The organism is Emticicia sp. CRIBPO, assembly GCF_009905725.1.
Lineage (GTDB): Bacteria > Bacteroidota > Bacteroidia > Cytophagales > Spirosomataceae > Leadbetterella.
In genome coordinates, this window is sequence record NZ_JAAAKV010000007.1 from 15,139 (window position 1) to 31,216 (window position 16,078).

Genomic DNA, 16,078 nt, shown 5'->3' on the forward strand with positions numbered 1-16,078 from the left:
TTTTACGAAGAATTTTCGTGAAATCTTATGATTTAAAAACCGATCTGTCCGGACAGAGACGCCCCGTAAGGCACCTGATCAGCATTTATTTCCATTACCTTGCAAGCTTCAGCGGCCACCCTGATGGAGTTATTCGTGCTGCGTTCATCCGGGTAAATATGGGCCATGTTGGCAATGTATAAATTCTTAAGCTCGGCTTTGCAATGAGGTACTTTTTCAGAAAAACCGATATCACAAACCGTGGCTGCCGTCTTCGTTTTAAAGACAAACACATTTTTGATCCAGTCTTCTGAAAACTCCGGGTTAATTTTTTTCAGCGGCGGAATCATTTTCTCCTTGATTTGCTCATCCGTCATCGTTGCGAGGTCTTCAGACATGGCAAAATACCTTGATAAATACAGAATATGTGATCCGTTATATTCCTCCTTAGGGATAAAATTCGTGTGTTCGATAATGCCGCCAAACGGAAATCCGGGATCAGCGACATTCATCCAATAGACCCTGCTGAATGACTTTTTCAATTCCAGGATAGTACATACTGCTCCGAAATATTCCACGCCGTTGTCATCCAGCCCTGAGTTCTTTATCTTTTCAAAATATAGCGATGGGATGGTCAGCAGGTATTTACCTCCGTCAAACTCACGGGTCCTGGTTTTAATTCCTTTTAATTCACCCTCTTCAACGATAAACTCTTCTACCGGCTCATTCACAAGGATTTCTACGCCCATCTCCTTCAGTTTGCCCGTCAAAGTATCCAGAAGGGTCTTCCAGCTGCCTCCGATATAAGCCAGACGCTCATCTCCGCCTTTCCTGGAATTCAGCCTCTGGGCCAGTCGCCCGATCATCCAGGCCAATGGCACCTTGTCGGCATAAGGTCCGAATTTGATGTCAAGCATTGGCTTCCACAAAGCATCCGTCATGTTCCTGCCGGCCCATTTATAAAACCAGCTTAAAGTAGATACGCCCTCATTTTCTTTCCATTTGGCGATTTTCCCCAGGTAAAGACTGGACATTCCAAAACGGAAAATATCGAACAAGCCTACCGGCTTGAATTTCAGTAAATCAAAAGGTGAGTTAAAATCATAGAGTACCCCTTCTCTGAAAACCCCCATGGTGGTTTTCTTGTAGATGGTCTGATCGGCCAGTCCGAGCTCTTTCAGCAGCCAGTGCAGTTCGGCATCCTGGGTGAAAAAGTGATGATAGTAATGTTCGAGTTGATTTCCTCCTATTTCAAAAGTATTCAACAAGCCCCCTGCTTTATCAGCAGCTTCTACAATGGTTACCTGATATCCCTGTTTTGCAGCCAGATAAGCCGCCGAGAGGCCAGTCATTCCGCCTCCGATAATGGTTAATTTCATATGTTATTCTTTAGAGATCATCCCAAGCGACCTCCTGATAATTCTGGAAAAATTCAATAAAAATGGTGGTAAAATATTATCCCTGATAACCTCTTTCAAATGAGGCACCCCGGGCATTGTAAGTCTGATATATTTGATGGCCAGTGGCAGTTTCTTCTGGTAATCGTCTTTGAATTGTTTAGAATCCAGCAATTTATAGTAATACCAGCCTATGTTGCGTCTGAGCCTGTGATGAAACTTAAAACCTGTCTCTCTGTCCAGGTTGGAGTACATAAATATCCGGTTGAGCAGAAACCTGGCGTCATTTTTATGATCCGTCAGACTTACACCTCCAGCATGCTTACGATACATGGCCGTAACGTCCGGCAGGTATTTGATTTTGCCGTGACGGGCCGAAAGTATCGCCAAAGGAATATCCCCGCTTTTAGACTCATGAAACCACTCCGGCAAAGGAAAAACCGAACTGGCCCTGAACATCAGGCTGGCCGTAGCCATAAACCAGATTTCTTCTTCTCCTATCAGGTCATCGAGTGTAAAAACGTCTTTCTGAATGCCTTCATTCAGCAGATATGAAGGAGCTTCATTGTTAAAATAATCAATCCTGGTATTGGTAAAACAGATGGCAAAATCAGGGTGTTTTTCCAAAAAATCTACCTGCTTCTGCAGTTTCAAAGGGTCTATCCAGCTATCGTCTCCCTCACACATCGCGAAATACTCTCCTTTGCAATGATTGAGTACCGACCGCTGGTTGGCCATTGCCCCTACATTCCGGGGTTGAAGAATCAGCTTAATGATATCGGGATACTGTCTGGCATAGCGTATAAGTACTTCCCTGGTATTATCCGTAGAAAAATCGTCTCCAACCACCAGGTCAAACTTAAAATTACATTGCTGTGAAACAATGCTCTGAACGGCACTTTCAATAAATTCTCCGTGATTGTAAGTGATCATGAAAACACTCACTTTCGTCCTTTCGGCCGGACGAAAAGCCACCATCCTGATATCGTCACCGGTCTCAACCGTCTCAGTAAAACCCGCTTTTTTATAAGCCTTTACGGCAGAAATATTGTTTTTATTGACATGGAGATAAACAGAGTTCAGCCCTCTTACCTCAAAAGCATATTTCAGAATTTCAAGCGTGGCCTGTGTGCCCACACTCTTCCCCCAGAAACTTTTCTCTCCTATAAATATATGGAACTCCGCATCGGTCTCATTCAGATTGGTCAGCTGAACATTGCCGATGTATCTGCCGCCTTCTTTCGTACAAATCGCAAACCTCTTTTCATTTTCTCTGGCCAGGGCATTCTCAAGCCAGTTTTTCTCAATTTCCTCTGTTACTACGATATCCGGCCTTCTTCCGGTATATTTCCAGACTTCAGGATCGTTACGCCATTGGTAAGAGACCGCAGCATCAGCAACTTCTAATTCTCTCAGGAAAACATCCACTTTCATTTGCTAATATTATTCACGATATATCCCATGTCTTCCAGGGTATATCTTTGGTCAATCGGCAGGCAAACCAGGTTATTGATCAGGTCATCTTCAATCGGGAAATTATCCCAGCCTTCAAATGCTCTTATGCCCGGCCAGTAAGTCGGCACAAAAATATTTTTCCTGATTAATTCCGCCTTCAATTCCGACCCGCCTTCGATCCACAGGGGGTAGCACAAAGGACCGGAAATGCCGGTAACCGAAATATTTAATTTATTGTATTGGCTCAGCTGATCATGAATGAAAAGAAAATTCCTTTCCCTGGTCAGCTTATTCTTTTCAAAATCATAAGCATTCAAAAATGCAGCTGTCGACTGCGTCATCGCCAGAAGCGGCAACTGAGACAAGCTGGCATCGTTTTCCTTAAACTGGTGATATCCGGAACCTGCTGTTTCGTGGTCTTTTCTCTCGTACAAATGTGATAATCTGACAGAAGATGAATCTTTAGCAATCAATGCTTCGTCGATCTTGTTTTCAGAGTATAAAAATGCTCCGTCGGCGGTTCCGACAAATTTTCTCAGGGAATAAAAAGTATCAAAGCCTGAAAACCTCGGAGAAAACAAAGCCTGTGAATTATCAATAATAATATTTCTGAGCGGGGGAAGTCCGTTTTCGATAAATCCGTTTTTGATACCGTAATAATTATTGTATACAAAGCAGGATTGTTCATCCAGGATATTGAAATCAAAAACCGGCTCCAGATTTTCGTCTATGTTATAAAACACCACGTCCAAACCGTGTTTTTGGATAGGCTCCAGGATGACATTGCAGGTATAAAAAGGTACATATACTTTCTTATAACCGTTAGCCAGCAATATATACTCCAGGCAATTTCTTGCGGTATTCAGTTTAATTGAATCCTGATGAAGGTTATTCAACAAAATATTTGAAAACTCTATTTCAAAAAAACCGCCTATCGATTTCATAATATTATGTATTCGGTTAACATCGTCATGATCTCTTCCGCTGAATTGAACATCATCACATCTAGGATAGATAATTTCGACAAAAAGCTTCCGCTAAACTGTTTGTACTCCCTGGGAGTAGATTCAATAAACTGAAGATCAATGCCTTTGTCGTTGAAATCTTTTTTGTCATACAACTCTACTCCTCCAATCGGATTGATGTATTCATCTGCTTTTACTTCTTTACAGAGTGCTATCACCTTATCCTGGGACTTCAATTGATGATCGATCCCGATTTCAGAAGAAATAACAAGAGGTGTCTTGATATTCAGATAACCACAAACATTTCTGATAGACCCCCAGACGAAATCAAACAGGTTTCTTTCCGGATTGTTGTAACAGGATTCAATCACCGGGTAGGCCTCCTCAAAATGTTCCGCCTTGCGGTAATTCTCGTAAATCTTCCTGAGAGCCTTTTGCTTATCCTGCTCAAATGTATCGGATAAAAACCTTTGATTCACCATCAGGTAATCTGAATCCTTTTTTAATGGCAGTGAAATATATTCGTCCTGGCCATTGATCAAAACCCTGTTCCTGTTAATCCATCCTTTCTTGGAAAACTGGATATTATCATAAACAATGAAAGTGTCCACCGCCTTAATCAACTGAAAATACCCTATATATGGTAAAAAATAGGGTTGCATTATTCCAACTTTCATTTATTTTTCCTGTCTGTTATTTCTTATTATTCTATTGTCTCCAAAACTCATTTCAATTTCCTGAGATAGAACTCGCTTTCGGGAACAGCCGTATCCTTCAGTTTGTCACCGTCATTCAGCTTGATATCACCAGGCTGTACTTCAAAAACCCCTTTGGAATAAAACAGGTATTCCGCTTCCGCAGGTATTGGTTTTACTTTCTCTTTAAAAGGATGCAAAGGTATCATTTTTCTGGTCAGCGATTTACCCCACAACGGATATTCATAATCCTCGTGTGCCTGCTGGGTGCCTAAAGCCACAATGGCATTTTCCGGCACTATTTCATTAAACTTTTTAAATGCCTGATAAGTTTCCGGCCTGACAATGGTCATTTGTTCATAACGATCCATGTTAAAAATCGTCTTTTCACCAAAAAGAGGAAAGACTTTACGGTAAGCTACTGTAGTGATGGCAGATATACTGATCACAAAACTACAAAAAACAAGGTACCATTTCATCCGCTTCATCGTAAATAAATAACCTGTTCCCGGCAAAAACCAAACCGCCATATTCATAAAATACCGGCCTTTGATAGGGTCATAAGGGGCTGTAAAACACAAACACAGGAAATGAACTATCCCGGCTATGGCAAACACTGAAATCAATTGAGCCGTCTTTGGTTTTTTGCCGAATGATTTAAAAAACACGATAAAGATCAGTGGCAATACCAGTCCAAAGCTGATGATCCCCCAAAACGGCCTTTCCTGGTAAAAGGCGATCGGGCCGTCACCCATCATTTTGAAAGGGAAAACCACCCAGTACTCATCTCTTTCGAGTTTCAGTTTTTCAAACAATGCATTGGGGTAATGCCTGAATTTTTTGTTGATTTCCGCTCCTTCAGCTGTATTTCTAAGACCGTCCAGTTGTAAAAAATCAGAAGAATATCTCAGGATATTAAGCTTCAGGTTTTTGATTTTCTGTGCGGTGGTATAATCTTCAATCCCATGCCATTTCATCACTTCCAGCGGGGCAGACAATGCCCCTATTCTTAGTACGCCAACTTCTTTGACATTCCTGATATAACCGGTCGGCAGTACATAAATGCCAAAGCCGATGATCACCGTTATCAGCACTGCCCTCAGTTTTTTCAAAGGCACTTTACTTCTGAAAAGTAAAAACACCACAAACACCCCCAAAGCCGGAGCTACAAGAATGAACGTGACTTTATGACCCATCCATATACAAGCTATAATTCCGCCCAGAAAGGCATTGAGTGTATTCGGTTTCTTCGCAAAAACAAGGATATAATAAATCAATACCGACAAATAGGCGGTAAAAACAAGATCAGTTTCTGTAGTGATAGACTGGACCAGGGCAGAGGGTAGCAAAGCCGCAACAAAGAAGGTAAATAAAGCGGCTTTCAAACTGCTGAACATCTGGCGGCTGATCCCGAAAACAGCGAGGGCAAAAACCCAGTAAGCCAGGTAGTGAATGACATTGAACCCTTTCTCACCCAAAAGGTGGTAAAAGAAAATCTGAAGCGTAGTCAATGAACGCGGGTAAAAGTCAACAGACCAGGTAGTGGCCTTCACTTCCCCCATGTGACCGTTCTGAATATAGTACGCACACTTAACCAGGTGACCGGTCATGCTGTCCCATTCATTCGGATAAGAAAAAATCAGAATGACGAGATTGATCAGCGTTGTCCCGGTTAGACCAAGGGCAAGAACCGCAAATATCAGCTTTTCAGGCAGAGACGATTGCTTCCAGATATTGATCAGGTCAAAATACGAATGTTTGACATTGACCTTTAAAATGAATTTATGATGCGTGGATATTTTTCTGTAAATAAAGCTCAATAACATGCTGAAAGCCACCACACCCAGCCCCCAGGCGGCAGGTTGACCGATCAGTTTGAAGGTTGATAACAAAAAACCGGTGGGTATAACAGAGGCGACAATTCCGAAAAAGAAGTTAATAAAGTATCCGCTTAAACTATCCGAAATAGCGTCGGCATTCCTGTGAGTGATCCAAAGAAAAAGTAAAGTAAAAGCAATTAAAATCAGTAGCATTGGCTTAGCCTTAAAGTGATGGTCATTAGTTTCTGCATTAAAAAGATTAACGAAACATTCCCGTTAAACTGATGAAACACACATAAAATACAAAAAGGTGACAGATAAATTGCAAAATCAATCTCTATCACCTTCCCGTACTAAAAAAATATTTTACAAAGAAGAGACTTTTTGTCTAAGCTCTTCAAGTATTACTTCCTTCATTAACAATTTTCTCTTCTGCGTCTTCAGATTAGACTGAATCATCTGATCCATTTCTTCATTTTTCGGAGAAGAATCATAGCTCAAAACAAGATCATCAAGATCGGTTCTTGCTCTTTTAACAATGATTTCCATCTCACGGTATTTAGAAAGATCTTTCTGCTTATCGCTCAGGAAGTTGAAAGTAGGATACTTTCTGGCGATTACCTTCATCAGATAACTCAATTCAAAAATCTTGTCACAAGCAGCCCTGAATCTCTCCGCCACATTTCTGTTGGCAATATGAGAAGGTACACGAATCGTTTTCCACTCGTTGAGAAGGACTTTCGCTCTGGCTGTTGCAGCCATCATGTCATCACTTTCAGCAAGTTTCTCCGCTTCTTTCACCATCCTCAGCTGAGCTTCAACCCTCGGATCTTCTTTTTTCTTAACCTGGATACCCTTGGCTCTGCAATATTTCTCGTAGAAATAAGTAGTTCCTTTCTTGAAGTTACGGTAAAGTACTTTAAGCACTTTAGGAGGAATATCACCGATGATCTTCCATTCAGTCTGAAGGTTTTTCAGCTCAATGAAAGCATCATCCCAGTCATATCTCCTGGCCAGTTCATCCGATCTTTTGATCAGATCATTGTACCTGAAAATACGCTCATCGATGATCCTGTTTTGTTCTTCAAAGAAAGCTTTTCTACGCTGATAAAAGCTATCAAGTATAGCCTTGAATTCTTCTTCAATCTTATCGTTGATCTCTTTGTCCACAGGACCGGTCCTGATCCAACGGGTACGGATTTCCTGGAGAGCATCTCCGCCGTTATACCAGTCTTCACTCTCTGTGTAAGGTCTTGCTTCTTCGATAAGCTCTTTCTTAACTACCAGATTACCAGCCTGATTCTCCTGGATCAGATCCGACAAACCTTTTTCAAGTTCGTCAAGCTTGTCAAGAAGAGGGATAAAGTTACCTATACCATCAAAATTAAGCAACCTCTTGCGAAGTTGGATCAATTTTGTCAGATACGATCCTTTATTCTGAGCTTCGGTAATCTCCTGTTCCAACTGGTTGACTTTGGATACAGCAATGTCATAGCGGTTTACAAAGTACTGAAAAGCTTCTTCTTCTGTACGTTTAACTTCACCGATTTGTCTATCAGGCATATCGAGGTAGCCCTTTAAAAATACCTTACTATCATTGATGTAAGCGTATTCATTTTCTAATGTGACGCCTTTCATAATTATTATGGGAAATGGCTTTTAGTATTGGAGTTTTATTTATTAAAAACGTAAAAATGGGATTTTTTTTGTATAATACAAAGCAAGCAGACGATATTTGTCCTTATTTTTTCAGAATTTTACAAAAAAAACAAATTAACGATTCAATGAGCGAACAAATTATCTTTTCGATGGCCGGAGTCAGTAAAATTATCCCTCCGAATCGTCAAGTCCTCAAAAATATCTACCTTTCTTTCTTTTACGGAGCCAAAATCGGGGTCCTGGGCCTCAACGGCTCAGGAAAATCCACCTTACTGAAAATCATCGCAGGGCTGGATAAAAACATTAACGGGGAAGTTGTCTTCTCACCAGGCTACTCTGTGGGCATGCTGGAGCAGGAGCCACTGCTTGATCCCGCAAAAACAGTAAAACAGGTCGTTGAAGGGGGTGTTCAGGAAATTGTTGATTTGTTAAAAGAATTTGACGAGATCAATAATGCTTTCGGAGAGCCTGATGCAGACTTCGACAAACTGCTCGAACGCCAGGGCGAGGTTCAGGAAAAACTGGACGCTTATGATGCCTGGGAACTGGACAGCCGTCTCGAAAGAGCCATGGATGCCCTCCGTTGTCCTGATCCGGATGCTTTGGTTGCCAACCTGTCCGGAGGAGAAAAAAGAAGGGTGGCATTGTGTCGTTTGCTCCTCAAACAGCCCGATGTCCTTTTACTGGATGAGCCTACCAACCACCTGGATGCTGAGTCGGTTCTGTGGCTTGAAGAACACCTGAAACAATACAAAGGAACCGTCATAGCCGTTACCCACGACAGGTATTTCCTGGACAATGTGGCCGGATGGATACTCGAACTGGACCGTGGGGAAGGTATTCCATGGAAAGGCAATTATTCTTCATGGCTTGAGCAGAAGCAAAACCGCCTGGCCCAGGAAGAAAAATCACAATCGAAACGCCAGAAAACCCTTGAAAGAGAGTTGGAATGGGTGAGAATGAGCCCTAAAGGTAGGATGGCCAAGTCAAAAGCCCGTTTGGGTGCTTATGACAAGCTGATGAATGAAGACGTGAAAGAAAGAGAAGACAAACTGGAGCTCTTCATACCACCGGGACCAAGATTGGGCAACAAGGTAATTGAAGCCACCAATGTAAAAATGGGTTTTGGAGAAAATCTGTTGTATGAAAACCTCAACTTCTCCCTTCCTCCGGCAGGGATCGTCGGAATCATCGGACCGAATGGTGCGGGTAAAACCACCCTTTTCAAACTGATAACGAACCAATTGCAGCCATTGGAAGGCAACTTTGAAGTAGGTGATACCGTTAAGCTTTCTTATGTAGACCAGGAGCATGGTCAGCTGGACGGCACAAAATCTGTTTTCGAGATGATCTCGGGAGGGAATGAATGGGTCATGCTGGGGAACAAACAAGTCAATGCAAGGGGATATGTGAGCCGTTTCAATTTCAACGGTGCTGACCAGGAAAAGAAAGTGGGAACATTGTCCGGTGGAGAAAGAAACCGTGTTCACCTGGCCATGATGCTCAAAGAAGGTGGTAACCTTATCCTGCTGGATGAGCCGACCAATGACCTGGATGTCAATACTCTCAGAGCCTTGGAAGAAGGTCTGGAAAATTTCGCAGGTTGTGCGGTGGTTATCTCACACGACAGGTGGTTCCTTGACAGGATTGCGACACATATCCTGGCCTTTGAAGGTGACTCACAGGTGTACTGGTTTGAAGGCAACTTTTCAGAATATGAGGAGAACCGACGCAAAAGACTGGGCACGGATATTACCCCGAAAAGAATTAAATACAGAAAGTTGCAATAAGTCATTTAATGCCATAATATTGCCTTTATATTCATTAAATTAAGTTTACTGCTTTATGCATCACTGTTATTTCAATGGCAACATCATGCCGGCTGATGAGGTAAAATTACACCATACAGACCTTGGATTACTGAGGGGTTATGGCCTGTTTGATTATTTCAGAACTTACAACGGAAAACCTTTTCAGTGGGATTGGTATTGGGAGCGTTATGAACGTTCGGCGAAACTTCTGAGAATCCCCAATCCGATAGATAAGGAGAAAGCCCATGAGGTAGTTATGAAACTTATCGGGCTGTCAGGCTTAAGCGATTGCTCTTTCAGATTTGTGTTAACCGGCGGTTATGCTCACGACAGCATGAGCATGAAAGAGCCCAACCTGATGATCATCAGTGAAGATCTTCATGCCAATATTCCCCATGAATATGAGACCGGTATCAAGGTGATTACTTATGAATTTGTAAGGGATATTCCCGAAATCAAAAGTACTGACTACAAGCATTTGCTGATCCTTCAACCTGATATCAAGGCTGCAGGGGCCCAGGATGTATTGTATCATAAGAATGGAGATATCAGTGAATTAAGCCGGAGCAATGTATTCATTTTCAAAAATGATGTACTGATTACCCCGGATGAGAATGCCTTAAAGGGAATCACCCGCCGGACTGTTCTGGAACTGGCCAAACCGCATTTCAAAATTGAGATCCGCCCGGTCTCACTGCAGGAGTTGCTTAATGCCGATGAGGTTTTCACAACCAGCACGACCAAGAGGGTATTGCCGATTACGACGGTTGATGACCAAAAAATCAATGGTGGTGTAGTAGGTAAAAATAGTAAATTTCTTTTGGGGCTGATCAATGATCTGATAAAGAACTGGTAATAAATATCTATTCATAAGAAAAGGCTGCTCTCAGAGCAGCCTTTTCTGTTTTATAACCAATATTTATTTCGCGTTAATTGAATCATAAACGATCACTTTCTCCCACAGATGAGAATAATCCTCGATAAACTTAAGATGTACCGGGTGTGTCTGATAGATTTCTTCTTCCATCAGGTTTTTGAAGAACAACAACCATGAAACATCATATCCTTTTTCAATCACAGACCTGTTGGTACTTGCCGGCGTGCCGATATGCACAAACTGGATTTCTTTAATCTTTGACAACGTCGTCAACCCTTCTATAAGTTTGGCTGTATCAGCAGCATTTTTCGGATTTTTGAGATAAAAATACACATGATGCACAAACACTTCTTTGGTTTTGGCTGCTTCTGATACTATCGGAGCTGCTGTAGCCAGGGCAGCTAATCCGGCATTCTTAATGAATTTACGCCTGTTAGAGTCTTTCATGAGAAAAGTTTATTTTATTTTTTGATATACAATAATCGTGAATTCCTGCCACATTTCCATTAACTGAAGCTTTAAATGTCTTTAATACACTTCCAAAATATTCTATTTGATAATAATAATAAACTTAAAATTATTAATTTGCATCCCGATTCAAGCATCTGTAAAAAAGTAAACGGAGTCTTTAATAAATACCATCTGATACCAACTTGAAAACAACCAATCTATATAAACTAACGTTTTTTTCTTTCCTGTTTTTCCTTTCTGCCTTTATAGAATCGAGAGGTCAGAATATCTTTTCCAAAACACAATATACCCTTCAGTCAAATCTCATATTCTCAACGGATAAATACACTCCTTTCTGGCTTTCTGCCAATCAATATGGCGAAGTACCTGATAAATCGGGCTTTATTTCCTTTCGAGGATCAGCACACAAAGAATACGATACGCTGTATCACACTTCCAATCTTAAGATGAAAAAGTTTGGATACGGATATGGGTTAAGAGCGGTTGTAAACGCAGGAAAAGTGAATCAGGCACTACTGTCTGAAGGATATATTAAGGTTCGTTACGGTGCATTGGAACTTTACGGAGGAAGAAAAAGGGAAGTTTTCGGATTGGTGGACACCCTGATGTCATCCGGTTCCTTCATATGGTCAGGCAATGCACTTCCCTTGCCTAAAATCCAGATTTCGATTCCAAATTATACGCCGATATTAGCTAAAGGATTAATTTCCATCAAAGGATCATTTGCCCACGGCTGGTTTGGCAGTACTGATTCCGTCAAAAACTATTACCTCCACCAAAAAAGCCTTTACGGAAGAATCGGAAAACCTAACTGGAGAATGAAATTTTACGCTGGTTTTAATCACCAGGTACAATGGGCCGGGAAGCCGGCAAAACCTTTTCTGGACGAACTTTCCGGACAGATAATCAGCAAATACCAAAGTGATTTTGATACCTATATAAAAGTAGTAACCGGTGTCAGTCTCAATAAGGATAGTAAAGGGGTTAATCAACCCGGGGTACCTGTTAATGAAGCATTAAACAGGGCGGGAAACCACCTCGGAACCATTGATCTTGCATTGGAGTGGGAAGATGAAAAAAAGAGAATCCTGATTTATCGGCAGAGTACTTATGAAGATGGATCTTTGTATCATTTAAGTAATGTTTCAGACGGACTTCTGGGTATTTCTTTAAAAATAAAGGATAAAAATAGTTTTCTTAAAAATGTTGTATTTGAATATCTGAATACAAGCAATCAAGGAGGGCCTTTGGACGCTGTAATCGGGGCCATAGCTCCTCAACTAATGGGTCAGGACAACTATTTCAACAATGGAATATACAAAGACGGGTGGACATACAGAAGTAAAATTCTAGGCACTCCCTACATCATCCCATATCATAGAATTTCGAGCTCTTATCCGGATAGTTTAAATGTAAACGAAAACTTCTCTATTAATAATCGTGTTGAGGCTTTTCATACAAATTTTAACTATATTTTTGATAATTTTCAATTCATCACACGCTACTCAGTTTCAGCAAATACAGGTAGTTATTCTAACCCGACAACAAAAAAAATCCAGCATTCTTTTATTCAGAATATCCGTTATAGTGCCAAAAATTACGAGTTTAACTTATCTCTGGCCTTCGATCAGGGTCAGCTGTTTAACAATAATTACGGGATCAATTTTGGAGTCAAACGATCCTGGATTTACTGACTTTTCGATGGCCAAGGGCTTTACATACGAACTTTAATTCCCCTTGATTAAAACTGTAATCATTTTACTTACAAAATTGAGGAATTTAAATTTTAGAGGAAATGTAATTATCCTTGGGGTTTTTTCCAGCAAATTAGGGGTGGAATACATATCATAATAAGCCCTCAGATATTTTTTTAAACTTGGCTTATCCTGCATTGACCAGATAATCTTTTCCATCTTACCCTTAGAGGAGAGCGTATGATTACCAAACAACTGAGTAGGGTTATCCCAGAACTGAGTAATTACTGAAGTATCGGCTGTTTCCCCTGTGTTTGTACTAAAGAAAGTCTTATAATCAAAAATGTCGGATATTAGTTTGTTTCCTGTATCAAAAGCTTTTTCAATCTGATATTGTTTTAATTTCTCCCGGATAACCGTTGCTTCAAAACCTTCCGGTGAATTCTCCCAGAAAACTATCCAATCTGTCAGGTGCTTTAATTTTAGCCACCCTTCACGGTTTCCATGGTGCACGATCATCATGAGCATACATCTGAAATAAATACTGTCCTGATCTGAAAAGAAAACATCAACCGGAATTTTTACAGGAGAATAGGTAGGGTAAATATTGACATGCAAGTCTATTACAACAACCCTGGAAGCCACTTTTTTTCGCATTTCTACTTCAAAATCAGCAGGAATATGCTCTGTTTTAAGACTTGAAATGGAAATGACCTTATTGTCATTTCCAAATAGCTCATAGCCATTTTGAATGAGTAGACGGAAAATCTCAGGGAGGTCTTCGGGATGTGCCAACAAATCAATGTCAACGGTTTCTCTGAGATTTGAATTTTTATAAATCTCTTTTTCAAAAAGCATCCCTTTGTAAAGAACACCTCTTAACCCTGCATTTTTAATGAGACCGATTACCTGGTCCGATTCATGTTTGATGTGAAGAGAGAGTAAAGTCTGGCCTAAAGCAAATCCTCTTAATCTTTCTGTGACGTTTGAGGGGACTTTATCGCTGTTTATCTTTTTTAAGGCATGATATATTAAAGGCCTTATGCTATGAAAATCAACCAGAGAATTAAACCTGTTCCAATCTATATCTGCAGAAATGTCAATCTTTTCAGCACCAAGTTTCTTCAGACCAACTTTCAGTAAAGAAATAATGAAATGTAATTCCAAAGAAAGGGAGTCTTTTTGCATAAATCAGAATTTCAAAATCTGTCATTCATTAAACCGTTTAACAACAGAAAATCTTGATACTAAACCATCAAATCTTCATCGAGAGATTCATAAATGGAATTATTACTTATGTAGTTGGGTATATGATGTTTAAGAAACTTAACAATGTCTACGCTACTCCGTGTTTCTATTTGCTTCCCGAATTTCGACAATTCAATGTTGAGAGAATCAAAATCTTCACTTTTTACTTTAGCGATCAGTATTTTGGGATGATGAGTTGGTATAGTATCTTCATCCGACCCTAATAGCTCTTCATAAAGCTTTTCACCAGACCTTAATCCTGAAAACTCAATCATAATCTGAGTAAAAGGTTCAAAACCGGACAACTTGATCATTCTCTTGGCCAGATCATAAATTTTAACCGGGTCACCCATATCAAACACAAAGATCTCCCCTCCTTTACCCATTGTACCGGCTTCCAATACCAACTGGCAAGCTTCCGGAATCGTCATAAAATATCTGATAATATCCGGATGGGTTACCGTTACCGGGCCCCCGCTTTCAATCTGTTTTTTGAACAATGGAATAACAGAACCGTTTGATCCCAATACATTGCCAAACCGTGTTACAATAAATCTGGTATTATTTCCATGGTGGGTATTCAGACTCTGAACGTACATTTCTGCCAACCTTTTGCTGGCCCCCATCACATTCGTCGGATTAACAGCTTTATCGGTTGAGATGAAAACAAATTTCTCTACTTTAAATTTGGAAGATAAATCAGCAATCACCCTTGTCCCGAATACATTGATATTAACAGCCTCAAACGGATCCCTCTCCATCATAGGCACATGCTTATAAGCTGCTGCATGAAAAACAATTTCAGGCTTATACTTTTCAAAAACTTTATGCATTTGAATAGCATTCACCACATTCTTAACCTCAACATTTATCCGGATACTTTTATCGCTTTTTTTCGACAACCTGCTCAACTCCGTTTCTATATCGTAAAGTGCAGATTCTCCCTGGTCTACAAGAGTCAGTTCACTGGGATGAAAGAAAAGAATTTGTCTTACAATCTCGCTTCCAATAGATCCGGCAGCACCGGTAACTAATATCCGTTTACCCTCCAGAGACTCCTTTATGAGCCTGTTATTTAATTTTATAGGCTCCCGGTCCAACAGATCTTCAATCTTAATATTCTGAATCTGATTTACATTGAGTTGCCCGTTTATCCAATGTTTAACAGGCGGAATATCCTTCATGGTGATTCCCAACTCAAGGAACTCGTCAACAATATCACTTTTTTGTTTGGAACGGATAAACTGAATCGCTAAAATAACTTCAATTTCTTCTTCCTTAAATTCGGGATTATTAAAGTATTTCTGCAGTGCTTCTTGCCTGGAAAGCACTTTTATCCCTTCTATGCTTTTGCCAATTTTCCTATGGTTATCATCAATAAAACATAATATCTGTAAATCTCTTTTACGATCTCTCAAAAGAGAGTTCTTAGTAATTATACCTAAGTTTCCTGCTCCGTAAATGATTACCTTATGACTTGATTTAAAGGTCTTTTGCAGCCCCTCAAACAGCCCTTTGATAAGAAGTCTCACAGAGATTAGTCCAACTAAAACGATAAAAAAATCAATGATCAATATAGAAACAGGTATATTAAAATATATACTGTAATTATCCAGAGGTAAGTACCGGGCAAATAACAAAACCACTGCCGAGGAGAAAATAGCCTTAAATATAGATTTAGTATCCTCAAGACTTGTATGTCTGACAATGCCACGAAAAGTCTGAAAAATAAAAAAAGCCCATGATTTAACAGCTACAGCTATTAATAAATGAAATTTGAAAAGATTAGGCTCTAAATAAGTAAGGTCAAAATTGAAACGGATAAGAACAGCTAACAAGAAAGAAATGGTGGCCACAGTAATATCCATTACCAAAACCAACCAGTGTGAAACAATTTTATCAGTATAGTGGTGTAAAAATTTAGACATCTGCTATGTGTAATTTTTATTCAGAACTCTAAAATGGCGAAAAACCCCCAATTTATGAACTTTAAACTTAATAAATTTA

General features: G+C 40.2%; 12 protein-coding genes. 3 read left to right on the plus strand and 9 right to left on the minus strand.

Going from position 1 to position 16,078, the window contains the following annotated elements:
• Positions 1-32: 32 nt before the first annotated feature.
• The 6 genes from GVN16_RS14985 to GVN16_RS15010 all read right to left on the minus strand — a co-directional run bounded on the left by GVN16_RS14985 (position 33) and on the right by GVN16_RS15010 (position 7,874).
• Positions 33-1,358 (minus strand): NAD(P)/FAD-dependent oxidoreductase, encoded by a 1,326-nt coding sequence (locus GVN16_RS14985; RefSeq protein ID WP_166564730.1) that lies wholly within the window; start codon positions 1,356-1,358, stop codon positions 33-35.
• Between the two features lie 3 nt (positions 1,359-1,361).
• Positions 1,362-2,810, minus strand: coding sequence for a GNAT family N-acetyltransferase (locus tag GVN16_RS14990; protein WP_166564731.1), 1,449 nt, complete (start codon positions 2,808-2,810; stop codon positions 1,362-1,364).
• Complete coding sequence (locus tag GVN16_RS14995) at positions 2,807-3,775, minus strand: hypothetical protein (RefSeq protein ID WP_166564732.1); 969 nt, start codon at positions 3,773-3,775, stop codon at positions 2,807-2,809. The genes GVN16_RS14990 and GVN16_RS14995 overlap by 4 nt, the downstream gene beginning before the upstream one ends.
• Complete coding sequence (locus tag GVN16_RS15000; RefSeq protein ID WP_166564733.1) at positions 3,772-4,473, minus strand: WbqC family protein; 702 nt, start codon at positions 4,471-4,473, stop codon at positions 3,772-3,774. Before GVN16_RS15000 ends, GVN16_RS14995 begins: the two co-directional genes overlap by 4 nt.
• Positions 4,474-4,520: 47 nt before the next feature.
• A complete protein-coding gene (locus GVN16_RS15005; RefSeq protein WP_166564734.1) occupies positions 4,521-6,524 on the minus strand; it encodes a glycosyltransferase family 39 protein in 2,004 nt (667 codons plus the stop codon).
• A gap of 153 nt (positions 6,525-6,677) precedes the next feature.
• A complete protein-coding gene (locus GVN16_RS15010) occupies positions 6,678-7,874 on the minus strand; it encodes a DUF349 domain-containing protein (RefSeq protein WP_310587434.1) in 1,197 nt (398 codons plus the stop codon).
• A gap of 221 nt (positions 7,875-8,095) precedes the next feature.
• Between GVN16_RS15010 and ettA the strand changes: the two genes are divergently transcribed.
• Complete coding sequence (gene ettA, locus GVN16_RS15015) at positions 8,096-9,760, plus strand: energy-dependent translational throttle protein EttA (protein WP_166564736.1); 1,665 nt, start codon at positions 8,096-8,098, stop codon at positions 9,758-9,760.
• Between the two features lie 55 nt (positions 9,761-9,815).
• Complete coding sequence (locus GVN16_RS15020) at positions 9,816-10,637, plus strand: aminotransferase class IV (protein WP_166564737.1); 822 nt, start codon at positions 9,816-9,818, stop codon at positions 10,635-10,637.
• A gap of 63 nt (positions 10,638-10,700) precedes the next feature.
• Here GVN16_RS15020 and GVN16_RS15025 read toward each other — a convergent pair whose 3' ends face one another.
• On the minus strand, positions 10,701-11,105 hold the full coding sequence (locus GVN16_RS15025) for a Dabb family protein (RefSeq protein ID WP_166564738.1): 405 nt from the start codon (positions 11,103-11,105) through the stop codon (positions 10,701-10,703).
• 206 nt (positions 11,106-11,311) lie between these two features.
• On the opposite strand from GVN16_RS15025, the gene GVN16_RS15030 reads away from it, so the two are divergent.
• Positions 11,312-12,823, plus strand: coding sequence for a capsule assembly Wzi family protein (locus GVN16_RS15030; protein ID WP_166564739.1), 1,512 nt, complete (start codon positions 11,312-11,314; stop codon positions 12,821-12,823).
• Positions 12,824-12,856: 33 nt separating this feature from the next.
• Here the strand turns inward: GVN16_RS15030 and GVN16_RS15035 are convergent, their stop codons facing one another.
• Positions 12,857-14,011 carry a nucleotidyltransferase family protein gene (locus GVN16_RS15035; RefSeq protein WP_166564740.1) on the minus strand — a complete coding sequence of 385 codons (1,155 nt, stop codon included), beginning with the start codon at positions 14,009-14,011 and terminating at the stop codon, positions 12,857-12,859.
• 59 nt (positions 14,012-14,070) lie between these two features.
• The gene (locus GVN16_RS15040; protein ID WP_166564741.1) at positions 14,071-15,999 is read right to left on the minus strand and encodes a nucleoside-diphosphate sugar epimerase/dehydratase; all 1,929 of its coding nucleotides are present in this window, start codon (positions 15,997-15,999) and stop codon (positions 14,071-14,073) included.
• Between the last annotated feature and the right edge of the window lie 79 nt (positions 16,000-16,078).

Excerpts from the sequence above, each read along its gene's own strand:
- GVN16_RS14985 (WP_166564730.1), bottom strand. The coding sequence starts at position 1,358 with ATGAAATTAACCATTATCGGAGGCGGAATGACTGGCCTCTCGGCGGCT.
- GVN16_RS14990 (WP_166564731.1), bottom strand. The coding sequence starts at position 2,810 with ATGAAAGTGGATGTTTTCCTGAGAGAATTAGAAGTTGCTGATGCTGCG.
- GVN16_RS14995 (WP_166564732.1), bottom strand. The coding sequence starts at position 3,775 with ATGAAATCGATAGGCGGTTTTTTTGAAATAGAGTTTTCAAATATTTTG.
- GVN16_RS15000 (WP_166564733.1), bottom strand. The coding sequence starts at position 4,473 with ATGAAAGTTGGAATAATGCAACCCTATTTTTTACCATATATAGGGTAT.
- GVN16_RS15005 (WP_166564734.1), bottom strand. The coding sequence starts at position 6,524 with ATGCTACTGATTTTAATTGCTTTTACTTTACTTTTTCTTTGGATCACT.
- GVN16_RS15010 (WP_310587434.1), bottom strand. The coding sequence starts at position 7,874 with ATGCCTGATAGACAAATCGGTGAAGTTAAACGTACAGAAGAAGAAGCT.
- ettA (WP_166564736.1), top strand. The coding sequence starts at position 8,096 with ATGAGCGAACAAATTATCTTTTCGATGGCCGGAGTCAGTAAAATTATC.
- GVN16_RS15020 (WP_166564737.1), top strand. The coding sequence starts at position 9,816 with ATGCATCACTGTTATTTCAATGGCAACATCATGCCGGCTGATGAGGTA.
- GVN16_RS15025 (WP_166564738.1), bottom strand. The coding sequence starts at position 11,105 with ATGAAAGACTCTAACAGGCGTAAATTCATTAAGAATGCCGGATTAGCT.
- GVN16_RS15035 (WP_166564740.1), bottom strand. The coding sequence starts at position 14,011 with ATGCAAAAAGACTCCCTTTCTTTGGAATTACATTTCATTATTTCTTTA.
- GVN16_RS15040 (WP_166564741.1), bottom strand. The coding sequence starts at position 15,999 with ATGTCTAAATTTTTACACCACTATACTGATAAAATTGTTTCACACTGG.